Annotated in this window: 13 protein-coding genes; 11 read left to right on the forward strand and 2 right to left on the reverse strand. The window is 59.3% G+C overall.

Annotation, left to right across the window (positions count from 1 at the left end; translation table 11 throughout):
* Positions 1 to 75: 75 nt before the first annotated feature.
* Genes ACTJLA_RS17315 through ACTJLA_RS17355 form a run of 9 tightly spaced genes read left to right on the forward strand, consistent with a single transcriptional unit; the run spans position 76 to position 10,578 of the window.
* Entirely contained in the window at positions 76 to 1,605 is a 1,530-nt protein-coding gene (locus ACTJLA_RS17315) for a sigma-54-dependent Fis family transcriptional regulator (protein WP_054898530.1), read from the forward strand.
* Positions 1,606 to 1,640: 35 nt separating this feature from the next.
* A complete protein-coding gene (locus tag ACTJLA_RS17320) occupies positions 1,641 to 1,772 on the forward strand; it encodes a hypothetical protein (RefSeq protein ID WP_034126102.1) in 132 nt (43 codons plus the stop codon).
* 10 nt (positions 1,773 to 1,782) lie between these two features.
* On the forward strand, positions 1,783 to 2,976 hold the full coding sequence (gene tagH / locus ACTJLA_RS17325) for a type VI secretion system-associated FHA domain protein TagH (RefSeq protein WP_054920877.1): 1,194 nt from the start codon (positions 1,783 to 1,785) through the stop codon (positions 2,974 to 2,976).
* A gap of 5 nt (positions 2,977 to 2,981) precedes the next feature.
* Positions 2,982 to 3,467, forward strand: coding sequence for a type VI secretion system lipoprotein TssJ (gene tssJ / locus ACTJLA_RS17330; RefSeq protein ID WP_034126100.1), 486 nt, complete (start codon positions 2,982 to 2,984; stop codon positions 3,465 to 3,467).
* Between the two features lies 1 nt (position 3,468).
* Positions 3,469 to 4,797, forward strand: a complete 1,329-nt coding sequence (tssK, locus tag ACTJLA_RS17335; protein WP_072448383.1) for a type VI secretion system baseplate subunit TssK — start codon at positions 3,469 to 3,471, stop codon at positions 4,795 to 4,797.
* Positions 4,798 to 4,802: 5 nt separating this feature from the next.
* The gene (icmH, locus tag ACTJLA_RS17340; protein WP_054898533.1) at positions 4,803 to 5,663 is read left to right on the forward strand and encodes a type IVB secretion system protein IcmH/DotU; all 861 of its coding nucleotides are present in this window, start codon (positions 4,803 to 4,805) and stop codon (positions 5,661 to 5,663) included.
* 15 nt (positions 5,664 to 5,678) lie between these two features.
* A complete protein-coding gene (gene tssM, locus ACTJLA_RS17345; protein WP_072448384.1) occupies positions 5,679 to 9,014 on the forward strand; it encodes a type VI secretion system membrane subunit TssM in 3,336 nt (1,111 codons plus the stop codon).
* A gap of 2 nt (positions 9,015 to 9,016) precedes the next feature.
* Positions 9,017 to 9,739, forward strand: a complete 723-nt coding sequence (locus ACTJLA_RS17350) for a PP2C family protein-serine/threonine phosphatase (protein ID WP_057974850.1) — start codon at positions 9,017 to 9,019, stop codon at positions 9,737 to 9,739.
* Positions 9,736 to 10,578, forward strand: a complete 843-nt coding sequence (locus tag ACTJLA_RS17355; protein WP_072448386.1) for a serine/threonine-protein kinase — start codon at positions 9,736 to 9,738, stop codon at positions 10,576 to 10,578. Before ACTJLA_RS17350 ends, ACTJLA_RS17355 begins: the two co-directional genes overlap by 4 nt.
* A gap of 8 nt (positions 10,579 to 10,586) precedes the next feature.
* Here the strand turns inward: ACTJLA_RS17355 and ACTJLA_RS17360 are convergent, their stop codons facing one another.
* Both ACTJLA_RS17360 and ACTJLA_RS17365 read right to left on the reverse strand, forming a co-directional pair.
* Entirely contained in the window at positions 10,587 to 10,916 is a 330-nt protein-coding gene (locus ACTJLA_RS17360; protein WP_054898536.1) for a DUF6388 family protein, read from the reverse strand.
* Between the two features lie 11 nt (positions 10,917 to 10,927).
* Positions 10,928 to 11,182: a hypothetical protein gene (locus ACTJLA_RS17365; protein ID WP_236280173.1), complete on the reverse strand. Its 255-nt coding sequence runs from the start codon at positions 11,180 to 11,182 to the stop codon at positions 10,928 to 10,930.
* Positions 11,183 to 11,526: 344 nt separating this feature from the next.
* Here ACTJLA_RS17365 and ACTJLA_RS17370 point away from each other — a divergent pair, with 344 nt between their 5' ends.
* Entirely contained in the window at positions 11,527 to 13,596 is a 2,070-nt protein-coding gene (locus ACTJLA_RS17370) for an EAL domain-containing protein (RefSeq protein WP_057974849.1), read from the forward strand.
* Between the two features lie 399 nt (positions 13,597 to 13,995).
* Positions 13,996 to 14,991, forward strand: a complete 996-nt coding sequence (locus ACTJLA_RS17375; protein ID WP_072448390.1) for an HOASN domain-containing protein — start codon at positions 13,996 to 13,998, stop codon at positions 14,989 to 14,991.
* Positions 14,992 to 15,009: the final 18 nt, after the last annotated feature.

Below are 15,009 nucleotides of genomic sequence, written 5' to 3' on the forward strand. Positions count from 1 at the left end.
TGCAACAACTGATCGGCGCGCTGTCGGCAAGACCGACACAGTGCTGGCCCTGGCGTGTTTCGACGAGTGCAGCCCATGACCGATAACCTGCTTGGTAAAGAGGCCGACCCGCTGGTTTATGTCGACGCGCTGTCTGCCTGTTTCACACGCTTGGGGTTCGAGCGCGATGAACATTCGTTACTTGAAGGATGCGTTACCGGGGCGGCACGGCTGAGCCAGTGTGAGCTCAGCCAATTGTATCTGCTGGACGAAGTGACCGGCCGGCTTGAACTGACCGCTCAACATATGGCCCAGATACCATCGCTCTCCGTTGCGCCTGCGTGTCCCGATCAGTCCCACCAAGGGCTGCTGCACGCAACCTTGAACCAGGGCTCCGTCCTGAGTCTGGAGGATGTGCAAGACAGTGGGTATGACACCCGCTTCCTCCCGGCAATGGCGATACCCTGGCGTGCGCTATTGATCGTGCCGCTGCTCAGCCGATGCAAACGTATGACCGGTGTGCTGGTCTTCGCCCGCCAGCAGTCGGTCCAGTTGCGAGTCTACGCCTCATCCTTGGGGCATTTGGGCAGCTTCGCCTTGAATCAGTTACTCGCACTGCGCGATATCCAGCCCATCGTTGGCACAAAGCGCAGATGCGACAAACCGTTGGCTGGAACATATGGCTTGATTGGCACCAGTGCGGCAATGGAGCAGGCGTGCCGGCTGATCAGTAAAGTGCTGCACACGTCTTATACCGTGCTGCTGCACGGTGAGACCGGCACTGGCAAGGAAGTGGTGGCCCGCGCCATCCATGCCGCCGGGCCGCGCAAGGCCAAGGCCTTTGTCGTGCAGAACTGCGCAGCGTTCCCGGAAGGGTTGCTTGAAAGCGAACTGTTCGGCTACCGAAAAGGCGCGTTCACTGGCGCCGAGCGCAATCACGCGGGGCTGTTCGACGCTGCGCATGGCGGTACGTTGCTGCTGGATGAGATCGGCGATATGCCGCTGTCACTGCAAGCCAAGTTGCTGCGGGTATTGCAGGAGGGCGAGGTTCGCCCACTGGGCGCCAGTGCAGCCCATAAGGTTGATGTCCGCATCATTGCTGCCACCCATCGCGACCTCGCGGCGATGGTTGCCGAGGGGCGCTTTCGCGAGGATCTCTATTATCGGCTTGCTCAGTTTCCCATCACTCTACCGGCCCTGCGCGAGCGAGACGGCGATGTACAGCAACTGGCGCGCTATTTCACGGACAAGGTTTGCGAAGCGCTGGAAAGGTCACCTGTCGATTGGTCGAATACCGCCCTTGATCAACTTTCCAGCCACAGCTTCCCCGGCAACATACGCGAGCTCAAATGCCTGGTGGAGCGCGCCGTGCTGTTGTGTGACGACAGCGTGATCCGACCGGAGCATCTGGCGCTGCCAATGACACTGACGCCAGCCGCTACCGATGAAGCGACCCTGCGCCAGCGCATGGAGCGAGTGGAGCGCACGTTTTTGCTCGATTGCCTGCACAAGAATCGCGGTAATCGCACCCGTACGGCACGGGAGCTAGGGGTTGCCCGGCGTACGCTGCTCTACCGTCTTGCCCGCTTGAACATTCCCTTTGGCGATGCCAGGGAAGAACGCTGAATGACGCACCTTATTTTCACTATGGGAGAAAGCCGATGCCTGATCGTCCATGGCACATCGTCGTGCTTGTACTGTTTTTGCTGGGTGGCTGTAACGCCAACTATGTATTCGATGACGCTGAGTACCATCCTGTGGGTGACCCACAGGCGATCACTCGTGGCCGCTGAATGGAGGGTCATGAAGATGCAGCTTGTGTTTGAGATCTGCGCGCCCGAGAGCGAAAAGAACGTGCCCCTGGACCGCAAAGTGTTTGACGTGAGTGGTGGCGTGATCGGCCGCGGCTCGGAATGTGATTGGGTAATACCTGACGCCAGCCGCGTGCTCTCCAGCCACCATGGACTGGTCGCCTACCGCGAGGGCCGCTATTTCCTCACGGATATCAGCCGCAACGGAATCAGGGTGGCAGGGAGTCATGAGCGCCTGCGCAAGGGGCACGCGCGATTGATCAGTGATGGCGAAGTGTTCGAGCTGGGAGCGTTGGCGATACGTGCGCGCTTGCTGGAGCCACCGCAACCTGCTGGCGGCTTGCAGGCCGCCTCGGCAGTAACGATCCCTGAAGACGCCTTCCTCTCGCTGGGCCCTTCGCATCAGTTGGACCTTGATTGCCGTATGCATGCCTTTTCGCAGGATCTGGAGGCATTGAACGAGTCCGCCGATGAGCAGCAAGTGTGGACGGATCGCTACGGGGCTGACCGGGAGCACGTGGTCTTCCCACGTCGGGAAGAACCCGCGGTAGAGGTTGCTACGGTACAGGCAGCGATGACTGTGCCGACTGATGACGAGTTCTGGCCACAATTTGCAGCAGCCTTGGGCCTGGACCTGAATACGCTCGATCAACCGGGTCGGCAAGCACTGGCGATCAAGGTGGCGCGCTTATTTCGCCTGACGATCGAAGGGTTGCAACAAAGTTTGCGCACCCGTGACGAATTGAATAACGAGTTGGATACAGCGCCGTTCGGCAGCCATGGTGTGGGCCTTAATCCCTTGAAAGCGTGTAGCGACATCGATGCTGCGGTAGCTGCGATGTTGGATATAAGTGCGTTAGGCCAGATGCCCGCTGTACGGGCTATCACCCAGGCTCACCGGGAACTGCAAGCGCATCAGGTCGCACTGTTGGCCGCCTGTCGAAGCACCTTGCGCAACGCCCGTGCGGCCTTTGAGCCCAGCTATCTGTTGGGATGCTTCGAGTCCTCGGGCAAGTCGGTCGGGTTTTTCTCGGATGGTGAGCATTGGCGTGCGTACCAGCGTCATTACCAGCGTCTGGTGGCGCAAGAGCGATTGAATGATCGTCCTTTGGGGGGCGACTTCGCCAAGGCCTATGAGGAGCAGGTGCGCCTGATCTCCAGCCTGCATATTGATTTTCCAGGATAATGCTCATGTACCGAGTCACCCTTGCTTTGCTGTTGCTCATGTTCGGGCTATTGACAGGTTGCAGCGCCGCCTCGCCTTTTTCTAAGCTGACCAAGCTAGACATGGCGCTGACCGCCAGTGAACTCGTCAACCCGGATCTGCATGGCCGCCCCTCGCCAGTTGTGGTGCAGTTGATTGAACTGCGCCAGGGCGTCGCTTTTGAACATGCCGACTTCTTCGGTCTGTATGGCAATGCGCAGCAGACGCTGTCCAAGGACTGGGTAAACAGCGACGAACTTGAATTGCGCCCTGGGGACCGCCTGGGGCTCAAGCTTCGTATCGGACCTGACAGTCGTTTCGTGGGGGTGCTGGCGGCTTATCGAGACCTGCCCAATGTCCAGTGGCGGCTACTGATCCCGCTGACCGTGCAACAACGTAACCGTGCTGATCTGGTATTGGATCAGACCGGTATACGCGTTGCTGGCTCACTCGCCGGCCTGGAGGCGCAGTGACATGCAGGCTCAGAAAGTTATCTGGCAAGAAGGCATGCTGTTGCGGCCACAGCACTTGCAGCACAACGACCGTTATTATCATCAACAACTCACCCAGACGCGCTTGTTGGGCAGTGATACCTGGGGCTTGCTCACGCTGGAACTCAATTTGCAGTACCTCAAGCTGGGCAAGCTGGTGGTCAACCAGGCCAGCGGCGTTTTGCCGGACGGTAGCCTGTTTGAGTTGAGCCCCGGCATGGAACCTCTGGTGTTGCAGGTACCCACCGACACGGGCAGACAAGGCGTTTTCCTGGCGCTCCCGTTGGCCAGTGGCAGTCACCTTGAAGTTCGCCAGCCAGGACAGAGTGATGTGCTGGCACGCTACGTCAGCTGCGAAGTGGAAGTGGGAGATGCCAATGCGGGTGTGGATACGCGTTGCCGGATCAACTGCGCACGTCCCGACTTACGTCTTCTGTTGGGCGAACACTCGCATGACGAGCACTTCGTCAAACTCAAGATCGCCCAGGTACTGGACGCCACCGACGAGGGGGGAGTGAACCTGGATACAACGTTCATCCCTACGTTCATTTTCGTGCAGGAGCATGGGTACGTGGCGTCGTGTCTCAAGGAGGTGATCGGCCTGCTTGTCAGCAGGGGCGATGCCATCGCTGCACGTATTCGTGGCGAGAGCACGACCGCAGGCACACAAATCGCTGACTTCCTGATGCTGCAAGTAATCAATCGTACCGAGCTGGAGCTGCGCCACTGCCTGAGCCAGGCTCGGGTGCGGCCCGAAGCAGTGTTCCGTGCGCTGGTGTCCCTGCTCGGTGAGTTATCAACGTTCGCCAGTGACAGTAAGCGTGCGCAGTTGAACGTTCATTACCAACACGGTGATCAGGGCGCCAGTTTTCGTGGGCTGATGGAGCAGGTGCGCTTGGTGCTGTCTGTGGTGTTGGAGCAACAGGCGATCAAGTTGGCTTTGCAGCCGCGCCAATATGGCGTCCTGGTATGCCCAGTCAGCGAGTTGAAATTGCTTGGTACGGCCACCTTCATTTTGGCGGCCACTGCGCAGTGTGAGGCGCAGGAACTGCGCCAGCGTCTGCCGGCACACCTGAAAGTCGCGCCGGTTGAGCGCATACGTGAATTGGTCAACCTGCACTTGGCCGGTATCAAGGTCACGTCGTTGCCAGTGGCGCCGCGACAGATTCCATTTCACGCCGGCAAGACCTACTTCATGCTCGATATGAGCGCTCGTGATATCGCACAACTGGAGCAGTCAGGTGGTTTCGCTTTCCACGTAGGAGGTGAGTTCACCGGGCTTGAACTTGACTTCTGGGCCATCAGGAATTGAACGCCATGGAAAGTGAATGCACTCAAGATGAAAAAACCGTCTTGCTTGACCGGGAAAGTCATGGGCCTGCCCAAGGACCATTAACGGACTTCCCGTCGCCGCCGCGTTATGAGCAGTTGGAAGATCGGATGATCTACGCCGGCCTCAGGCTCGATACGCAAAGCTTCCAGGTTGGGCTCAACCCTATAGTCGACGCAGCCTGGGCGGTATTGTCCGAGGTTGTAGGGCTCAGGCGCTGCTCTGGCCGTGAAAGTTGGGACACGCTCAACGAGCGGTTGTCGTTGGCTGTCAATCAATTTGAAACCCACGCTTTGCAGGGCGGCGTGGAAAGCAGCCAGATAATATCGGCGCGTTATGTGTTGTGCAGTGTGATTGACGAGGCGGTCTTGATAACTCCGTGGGGGGCGCAGAGCGAGTGGTCGAAAAAGAGCCTGTTGAGCCGCTTTCATAACGAAACCTTCGGGGGCGAAAAAGTTTTCCAACTGCTGGAGCGGCTGTCGCGCGACCCCCTCAAGCACCTGGCGATGCTGGAGCTTTTGTACCTGTGTCTATCTTTGGGGTTCGAGGGCAAATACCGGGTCATGGAGCGGGGCGCGTCACAACTTGAGGCTGTTCGTGATGCCTTGTATCGCCAGATCAGGCATGTACGTGGGGAACCGCTGAAGGCGCCGCTACTGCCTGCCATACAGGGGAAGGACCCGCACAAGCGGATCCGTGTCATTCCCGTCACCTGGTGTGTGGCATTCACCCTGAGCTGTTTGTTGGCTCTGTATACAGGATTTGCCTGGGTACTGAGCAAGGAACGATCGAATGCACTGCAACCCCTTCAATTCTCGGCGTCGGACCTGATTCGTACGCCCTTGTAAACGCTGGAGCAATGAATGAGCGCATTCTTCAAGAGGATGGGCGCCGTGCTGGGCAGGGTTTGGGTTTGGAGCCTTCTGCTGGCGCTTTCCTGTGCGGCACTCGTGTGGTTTTTAGGGCCGCTGTTGGCAGTGGATGACTATCGTATCTGGCAGGGGACGACTGCTCGCCTGCTTACCATCAGCATCGTGTTTTTACTGTGGGGGCTGGTGATAGCGCTTACGGATACTGGTAGTGCTACCAGGCGCCAAAGGCCCCCGCGTGAGCAGCCGTTGAAGTGGGTCGAGGATGAGCGCCGTCAGGTAAGCGTTCGATTCAAAAACGCTGTGCATCTGCTGAAAACATCCAGCCATTATGGCGTGCATAACGCACGGTGGCGCCATGATCTGCCGTGGTACCTGTTGATCGGCGAGCCGGGCAGTGGCAAAACGCAGTTACTGGCTGCCGCCGGCTTGCCGTTGGCGCTCGACCCTGCCCAAGGGCGACCAATGGGCAGTAGCACTCATTGTGAATGGTACTTTGCCGCCGCAGGCATACTCGTCGACACGCCGGGGCGCTACCTTACCCAGCCTGACAGCTCAGTGGATGCCGCAGGTTGGGCAACCCTGCTCAATCTGCTCAGATGGCGGCGCCGAGTGCGTCCGCTGAATGGTGTAGTGGTGACGCTGTCGGTCGACACGTTGTTGAGCATCAACGAGTACGACCTGGATCATCACGCACGCCGTGTGCACTCACGTTTGCAGGAGATTCAGCAGACGTTGCATGTGGATGTGCCGATCTACCTGGTTTTGACCCAGGCCGATCGGTTGTCGGGATTCGCTGAGTTCTTCGACCTGCCCCACGCAGAGAGTGCTGACAGCTTGCTTGGGCAGCACTTGGACGCCCATGTCGAGGATACTGACACTACGCAGGTTCGCCGGGCGGTCGAGCGATTGTTACAGCGCTTGAATAGTGAGCTGATCGGGCGATTGCACCAGGAGCGCAATGTCGAGCGCCGGGGGCTGATGCTGGGATTCCCCCAGCAGGTGGCACGAATAGGTGAACGCGTGAATCTGTTCGCTGAAATGGCGTTTTCCTCTCATCGCTACCAACCCATCAATGGTCTGCGAGGGATTTTCCTGACCTGCGCCGATGGCCGGCACCCGCGATTTGTGCAGGGCCTGTTCAGCCAGGCAATCTTTGCCGAAGCCGACCTCGCTGGCTTGCAGGCCGAGGAACGACAGCGAATCCGTTGGCGCCAGGGGTTGCAAGCGATGGCCGTAGCCTTGGTTATTGGCGGTGTCGGCGGGCTGTGGTGGCACAGTTATGCCGTCAACCATCAACGACTGGCGCAGTTGGCGGCACTGGTAGCTCTCCCGCCGCTTGGCTCGCAAGCCAGCGATGACAGCACGGCGCTGTTGGCGCTGTTGGATGCGCGGCTGGCGGCGACCCGGGTTTTTCCCAGGTCGGCAGATGTGCGCCTGGTCGAGCACGTTGGGCTGTATCAGGGCGAGCTGAGTCGGCCCAGTGTCGAACACGCCTATGAGCAGGCACTGCACCAGCAATTGCTGCGTTGGATAACCGCCCAACTGGACGAGCAGGTATATGCCAGCCTGGGAGATCGGGACCGGCTATTGGACAATCTGCGCGCGTATTTGATGCTCAACTTGCGCGAGCGCCGTGAGACTGCTTGGCTGGCACAACATATGGCGAGCCTCTGGTCGGAGCGTTTTGCCGGGGACATGTCGACACAAAAGCGCCTGAATGATCACTTTGCGCGGCTGCTTGAGCGTCCGTTTGTCGGGCCGCTCAACGAGGAACGGGTGGCTCAGGCTCGCGAAGCACTGAGGGGCGAGTCATTGGCCGACGTGGTGTATCGGGTACTGCGCGAACAAGCCCGCGATCTGGAACCCTTGCGCCTGGCCGAGGGCAATGTATTCGCTGGTATCGCCCCCTCCGTACCGGGTTTCTATACCAAAAGGTATCTGCAGTACTTTGAGACGCAGGGTCCACGGTTGGTTGACACCATTGCCCGGGATAACTGGGTGCTCGGTGAGGGTACCGATCTGGGCCATCAAGATTTGAGTCGGCTGATGGCGCAATTGCAGCAGCGCTATTTCAGTGAATATGCCGATGCCTGGAGCGATGTTCTCGGCCGTATCACGCTGCAAGAGACCGACAGCCTACGCCAGGACGCCGAGCAGCTCATGAGCCTGACTTCGGCCCAGTCCCCTTTGATTCGGTTGTTGCAACAGTTGCGTGAAAACACGCGTTTGCTGCCAGGTCATGAGCTGCTCGATAAAGCAGTGCAACATCCCGCAGACGTGGCCAAGGCGGCGCTGGTGGCTGGGACTGATGCTGCGCGGCGGGCGCTGCAACAAAAATTCGAGCCTTTGCATCAATTGCTGGATGAGCAGAACAACCCCGGAGCAGAGCTGACCCAGGCTTTGCGTCAGTTGGATGAACTGCACTTGCAACTGACGGCATTGAACCGTGACAGCGCACCCGAGCAGGCAGCCTTCCTGCGTGCCCGGCAGCGTATGGAGGGGCAGCAGGATGTGCTGGGTAGCCTGCGTGATGCCGCTGCGCGTCTGCCGCTACCCGTTGCCGGCTGGCTTGAGGGCCTGGCCGACGAGAGTTGGCGGCATTTGCTGGAGCAGGCCTATGTGCACGTCAACCAACGCTATCAGAGCGATGTGCGTAGCCCTTACGCCAAGGCAATTGGACGACGTTACCCGTTCCATGCCAACGCGAGCAATGACGTAGCCCTTCATGATTTTCAGGAGTTCTTCAAGCCACGAGGGGTGATGGCGCGCTTTTATGAGAACTACCTGCGGCCTTTCATCAGTGTCGACGGCACTCGCTACCGATTGCGTGGGCTGGATGGCCAGAGCTTGCCGGTTTCGCGTTCGCTGTTGGAGCAATTGACAAAAACCCAGGCCATACGCCGCGGTTTTTTTACCGAGGACACGGAGGAGTTATCTGTGCGGTTTACCGTGGCGCCCTACAGCCTGGACCCATCGATCAGTCGTGCGATTCTGCGCGTGGGTGACCAGCAATTGGAATATCGCCACGGTCCCATCGTGCCCGTGGCGTTCCGTTGGCCCACCGATGCAGACAATGGGCGCAGCAGTCTCGTCCTGGAGAAAGGCACCGAGCAGCGACCCTTGGGAATCGAGAAGAACACAGGGGCTTGGTCACTGTTCCGGTTTCTGGACCAGCTGCAGAGAGAACCCGCCAGTGGGCAAAATGCTCAGGTTTTCAAGGCAGACCTCGCCGGCCTGCGCGTCAATTACCTGCTGACCAGCCAACGCACGCCTGTCCCGTTTGATGTGGATACGTGGCGCACCTTTCGCTTGCCGGAGCAACTGTGAAGATGGCAGCCCCCTGGCGCAGCGCTGGTCGTACACAGCAGGGGCAGGCGCGGCTGCGCAACGAGGATGCATTCCTGGACGACCCGCGCCGCAGCTGCTGGGCGGTTGCGGACGGCATGGGCGGGTATCGCAACGGGGATGTCGCCAGCCGATGGGTAATCAGGCAGTTGGCAGCCGTGTCGGCTCAGGGCAACCTCGATCAGCGTATCCAGGCCGTTCGCAGTTGTTTGCAGGGCGTCAACCAAGGGTTGAGGCGTGCATGGACAGAACCTGGCGCACCTGCTGACGCGACGATGGGCAGTACCGTAGTTGCACTGCTGCTGGAGAAAGGCCGGGCGGCTTGTCTCTGGGCGGGAGACAGTCGCTGCTATCTATGGCGCGGGCAGAGTCTCTACCAATTGTCGAAGGACCATTCGTTGCTGCAGCGGCTCATGGACGAGCGTCACCTCAGTGCCGCGCAAGCCCAGGCCTACCCCGATGCCAGGGCCTTGACCCGAGCCGTGGGCGCGGGTTCGCGGTTGCACCTTGAGGCATTGGAACTCAGTACCCGCCCAGGGGATGTATTTTTATTATGCAGTGATGGTTTGTATCAGGCCCTCAGCCATGTGGACCTGGGACGAGCGTTGAGTATGCAAACGCCCCAGCAGGCAGTGGAACGGCTATTTGCAGGGGCGTTGCGCAGGCCGGTACATGATGACCTGACCGCGGTTGTCGTGCAGCCTTGAGCGCGTCGCCACAAGCCTTGCGTCTGCTGGTTGGGCGTTATCACCTTGAGCATGTCTTGGGCAGAGGGGGTATGGGCGTTGTGTACCGTGCGCGCGACCTGCTGCACGAGCAATTAGGCGAGCGCTGTTCGAACGTGGCGCTCAAGCTGGTGGACGAATCCATTTCCCAATGTCCCGATGCGCATGTGTTGTTGTACAACGAGTTTGCGTTGACCCGCAGCCTTCGGCACGACCGCGTGGTACGGACGTTCTCGTTCGAAGTCGACACACACAGCCAGGTCGCGTTCTTCACCATGGAGTTGTTGCAGGGGCTGACCCTGGACCGTCTGCTGCTGGAATGCCCTTATGGGTTGCCCTGGCGCGAACTGCAACCCATCGCCGTGCAGTTGCTGGATGCCTTGGTCTACACCCACCAGCAAAACGTGCTGCACGGTGACGTCAAACCATCCAATGTCATGGTGGGCGAGGAGGGCGTGCGCTTGTTCGACTTTGGGCTGGGCCATGCCGCCGGGCAGGCTGGGGTGGGTTTGCCGAGTGTCAGCCGCAGTCGTTTCAATGCCTGGACACCTGCCTACGCAGCCCCGGAACTGTTGGCCGGCGGGGCGTTGACCGCGGCCGCCGACTTGTACGGCGTGGCCTGCATCCTATACGAACTGGCCCATGGCAAGCGCGTTGGCGAACGTTGCGCAATGGACCGGTTGTCCCGGCCTGCGCAGTTGCCCAGGCATTGCTGGGCGGCGTTACAGGCTGCGCTCGCGGTGGACCCGCAGCACCGAAGCATAACGGTCGCCGAGTTGCGCCAAGTCATGGGGCGCAACCGGCCACGCTGGCGCTTGTAGGGAAGAGGTCAAACGGCCAAGCCGTGCAACTGGCAGTACTCCAGCCAGTCCATGCCCGCCATCTGTGCGACTTCTTTATGCACTTCACGGCGCTGGGCTTCGAAGACTTCGGTGGAATCGGCCGTCAGCTTGAGGGTCAATTCCCAGGCGAACAGCTGTTGCTGTTCAGCGTGTGCCTCGAAAGCCTCATGCAGGCGTTCAGCGCGATACTGCGCCAGGGTTTCGCCCCTGGCCTGGGCTACCAGCGGGTTAAGACTGTCCAGCTCGGCAGCGACCTGCGGTTGTTCGCGCAGAAACCTGTCCAGTGCAAGCTGATAAGTATCGTTAGGCGTCGACACAGATAGACACCTTAACGAGAAGGATGAGAGCTGCTCTCGGACGTGCGTGCGTTGAGGTGATGGCGGGCACGCTTGCGCGACCTGCGTCGCATCCAGTTCTGCAACGGCGCCAGCAAGAAAAACATCAGATAGGCGATCAGCACCAGCGTCAGGTCTACCCAGGTTTCAGCCACAGGCCCGGTAAACAATTCAATGACGTTCTTGATCACAAACAGCAACACCACGCTGCACAACCACAGCACAATGGTGACGAATAGAGGACGCATGTTACTTGAGCGCTTGTCTTGCATAGTGAGGTTCTCTCCTTTGGCCTGTTGTCGTTCCAGGCAAGATTCCCTGAGTGCGTACCCATTATCAGACAGGTTGTAACATCGTTTAACACGCACAAACCGTGCGGATGATACCGACTCAGACAGCCTTAGGGGATGATTCAAGTCAGAAAGTTCGATAAATCTGTAGGGATTTAGTCTAGCAGCCAGGCATTCACTGGTAAAAAGCCGGGCTGGGACGGGGATAAAGGCTTTCGCTTCGGCTATCAGGGCGTGTAGCGTTAGCGGTGTTTCCGGCCGCTGATCTTCAGCGGCAGTCGGTGACAGGCAGAGGACGGCCCATGGCGCACACCCTGTTCAAACTTTTCCTGACCCAGCGCCTGGCGGTCCTGGCCAGCACGGAGTCGTTGCGTGCGATTCGTGAGGGGCTGCTGTGGATTCTGCCGTGCCTGTTGGTGTCCGCCGGCTTCCTGATTCTGTCCGAATGTGCCCTGGCGCTGGGGTTCGATCCCCAAGTGGTGAGTTTCCTGGCGGGGTTGCATAAACAGATCAGTTCGGTGATCCCACTGCTGGTCGCGGCCTCCATCGGTTATATGTTGGCGATTCAACACCGTCTGCCACAGCTGCCGGTTGCCTTCCTGTGCCTGGCCCATGTGGTGGTCGCCACCTTCGTGCTGCGTGATTACCCGCGTGCTTCGGCCACGTTCCTGCTGTTTATTGCCATTGCTTCGCCCTTGATCAATGTGCCTGCCATTGCCTGGCTGCACCGCTTTCGCTGGACACGCCTGGTCAACCAAGACCTGGTCGGCCATAACCTCAAGGGCACCATCAACATGGTGATACCCGGCGCACTCACGGCCTTGTCGTTGGTGACGGTGTTGTCGTTGCTGCTGTTGATACCCCATGTGGCGCAAATCCAGGGTCCGCAGGTGCTTGATGCGTTGCAGACGCCTTACGGCAGCGGGTTGTTTGTGACACTGATGAATTCGCTGCTGTGGTTCTTCGGCATTCACGGCGTGTATGCCATGCAGCCGCTATTCGATGCCCTGGACCAGGCCGTGGCGCTCAATGGCGCAGCGTTGGCGGCGGGGGAGCCGGTGCTGTACTTGCTCAATAACGGCTTGCTGGGCAGTTTTGCGTTTATCGGTGGTTCGGGGGCAACCTTATGCCTGCTGCTGGCGATCCTGCTGTTTTCCAAAAGCCAGTCCATGCGCTTGCTGGCGGTAGCGAGTTTGCCGTTGTCGTTATTCAATGTCAGCGAGGTGCTGTTGTTCGGTTTGCCGATCATCCTCAACCCGCGCCTGTTTATACCGTTTCTACTGGTACCGGCGTTCAACGCGATGGTGGCGTTGATGGTGGTACAACTGGGCTGGGTGTCGCCGGCGGTGGCCAGCGTGCCGTTTACCGCCCCGGTGCTGCTCAATGCATACCTCAGCACCCATGGCGACGTGGCGGCGGTGGTGTTGCAGATCGTTCTGCTGGGGGCCGGCACGCTGGTGTATGCGCCCTACGTGAGAGCGATTCATCGCCAGTCCAGCGATGGCGGCACGGTGTATCTCAAATCTTTGGACATGACGTTTCGCGGCCTTGAGGAAAAAGGCCGTCTGCTAGAGTTCGACCCGGTGCTGGCCACCCACCAGACATTGGCCCGCCAGGCCGCTGAGTTGAACCGCATCCAGCAGATCAGCGATTACGAGTTCTATCTTGAGTTTCAACCCCAGGTCTCCACCCGTACCGGTTTATGCACCGGGTGCGAGGCGCTGATGCGCGCCCGGGACAGCCAGGGCACGGTGCATTCGCCGTGGGAGTTCCTGCAATGGCTGGCGCACGCCAGGCTGATGCCGGACGTGGATGTGTGGGTGGCATCCCAGGCCGTGCGCCAGTATCAGAAATGGCAGAAGGTGGGTTTTGAACTGCCGATGACCATCAATATTTCCAGCACCACACTAAAGGATGCCGCCTATGGCGACCGCCTGGTGGAAATTCTTGGCCAGGCCCGTGGGCAAGTTTCAGTGGAAATTACCGAAGACGCGCTGGTCAGCGACATCCCGGCCACCCGCCAGACCATCCAGAAGTTGCAAGCCATGGGGGCCAAGGTCTATCTGGATGATTTTGGCACTGGGTTTTCTGCGTTGAGCTATCTGCACCAGTTTCCTGTGGATTTCATCAAGATCGACCGCAGTTTTGTGGTTGCCCAGCACGACCCTAAAGGCGCCCAGGTGCTCACCGGTATGTTGCGCTTCTGCGAGGCCCTGGACCTGGGCGTGGTAGTGGAAGGGGTCGAGACGGCTGAGCAATTGGCCTTTTTGAGTAACGGGCCTGAGTTGTTTATCCAGGGCTGGTATTTCAGCAGGGCACTGCCTGGGGATCAGTTGCCGCGCTTTGTGCTTGAGCGCAGGGCGTTGGTCTGATGACCGACCCTATCTACCTGGCACCCCGATCCAACTGTGGGCGCTGGCTCGCCGGCGACGACCATAGGTAACTACACAACTTTGGTGCGACGCTGGACCTGTGGCGAGTGAGCTTGCTCCCGTGACGGACTGACAGCCGACGCTGATCTAACTGACGCACCGCGATCTAACTGTGGGAGCTGGCTTGCCTGCGAAGACGGCCTGACAGCCGATACAGTTGGATCGTGTACATATCCATTCTTGCGGTAACGGCTAATTGGGGCTCCGCCCTGACGCCATCACCTCCCATCGCCAAGCCTTGAAAGAATTTTCCTACAGGTGTTGACCTTGCCACTACGGGAACCTTTAGGCTTTTTTCCGAGTATGCCCAACCACAAAAACAAGATTCAGGGGTTATCAATGGATACTGCTACCCTGCAACAACGCTCGGATTCCGATCTGTTCACCACCGCCTCGCGGCTGATGACGAATGCCTTGGAACCCGGCGCCAACTACACCCAGGTCACCCGCGCGCTGGAAGCGCTGCTCGCACTGACTCGACAAGGCCTGGCGGGAGACGCTGGCGCCTACGCGCACTACCAGTCAGCCTTGCTGCAATTGCACATTCCAGGTGACCCGCGCACCGAGCCGACCCGGCGCTGGATGGCCAGCGAGGTCTACCGCGTCGAAGATGAGTTCGCCGCCGACGTGCCGGGCTTCACCGCGTTGCCGGTGGACGAGTTCCGTCAACAGGTCGACGCTGAAATCGCCGCACGTAGCCGGGTCAACCACCCGATGTCGGTACACCTGTTCCAAGGTACGCCGCCGGTGCAGGATGTGCGCTTCTTCCTGGAGCATCACTGGACCCGTTCCTACAACTTCTACAGCCTGCTGGCCGAACTGGCCTTTCGCTTCGAAGCCATCGAGGACGCCTCGGTGTTTTACCGCAACCTGTACGGCGAAGCAGGGGCTGAGACACCGGAGCGTTCGCACCCGGCGATGCTCGCCCATCTGATGGAGTATTTCGATATTCCGCTGGCCATCGACTTTCCCGCGCTGCATCCGCTGGAAAAGGCCTACCTGAATAATCGTATTCGCTGTGTGCGCCACACGGATGTCGCCTGGGGCCTTGCGCTGCTGTATGCGGTGGAGTCTGTCAGTTGCGTCAACCATCGGCGCATCTACGAGCTGTTGCAGCGCCTCGACGTTCCAGAGCAGCCCAGCGAATTCCACCGTTTGCATGGCACCCAGGATGAGATCGACACCGAGGAAATGTGGGCACTGATTGCCAAGTTCGCCAGCGAGGAGGGCTTTCAGCGCACGTTCATGCGCGCACTCAAGCGCCACTTCGAAATCAACAAAGCCTACTTCGACAGCCTGTGGCAGCAGATGCAGGCCCAACGCCTGTCTGCCTGAACGACCTGCGATCCGAAA

Source organism: Pseudomonas sp. 22072 (assembly GCF_052046095.1).
Classification (GTDB): domain Bacteria; phylum Pseudomonadota; class Gammaproteobacteria; order Pseudomonadales; family Pseudomonadaceae; genus Aquipseudomonas; species Aquipseudomonas paracarnis.

Bases quoted from the DNA above. Each gene is read 5' to 3' on its own strand.
- ACTJLA_RS17350 (WP_057974850.1), top strand. From the start codon at position 9,017: ATGGCAGCCCCCTGGCGCAGCGCTGGTCGTACACAGCAGGGGCAGGCG.
- ACTJLA_RS17365 (WP_236280173.1), bottom strand. From the start codon at position 11,182: ATGCGTCCTCTATTCGTCACCATTGTGCTGTGGTTGTGCAGCGTGGTG.
- tssJ (WP_034126100.1), top strand. From the start codon at position 2,982: ATGTACCGAGTCACCCTTGCTTTGCTGTTGCTCATGTTCGGGCTATTG.
- ACTJLA_RS17370 (WP_057974849.1), top strand. From the start codon at position 11,527: ATGGCGCACACCCTGTTCAAACTTTTCCTGACCCAGCGCCTGGCGGTC.
- tssK (WP_072448383.1), top strand. From the start codon at position 3,469: ATGCAGGCTCAGAAAGTTATCTGGCAAGAAGGCATGCTGTTGCGGCCA.
- ACTJLA_RS17315 (WP_054898530.1), top strand. From the start codon at position 76: ATGACCGATAACCTGCTTGGTAAAGAGGCCGACCCGCTGGTTTATGTC.
- tagH (WP_054920877.1), top strand. From the start codon at position 1,783: ATGAAGATGCAGCTTGTGTTTGAGATCTGCGCGCCCGAGAGCGAAAAG.
- ACTJLA_RS17320 (WP_034126102.1), top strand. From the start codon at position 1,641: ATGCCTGATCGTCCATGGCACATCGTCGTGCTTGTACTGTTTTTGCTG.
- icmH (WP_054898533.1), top strand. From the start codon at position 4,803: ATGGAAAGTGAATGCACTCAAGATGAAAAAACCGTCTTGCTTGACCGG.
- ACTJLA_RS17375 (WP_072448390.1), top strand. From the start codon at position 13,996: ATGGATACTGCTACCCTGCAACAACGCTCGGATTCCGATCTGTTCACC.
- tssM (WP_072448384.1), top strand. From the start codon at position 5,679: ATGAGCGCATTCTTCAAGAGGATGGGCGCCGTGCTGGGCAGGGTTTGG.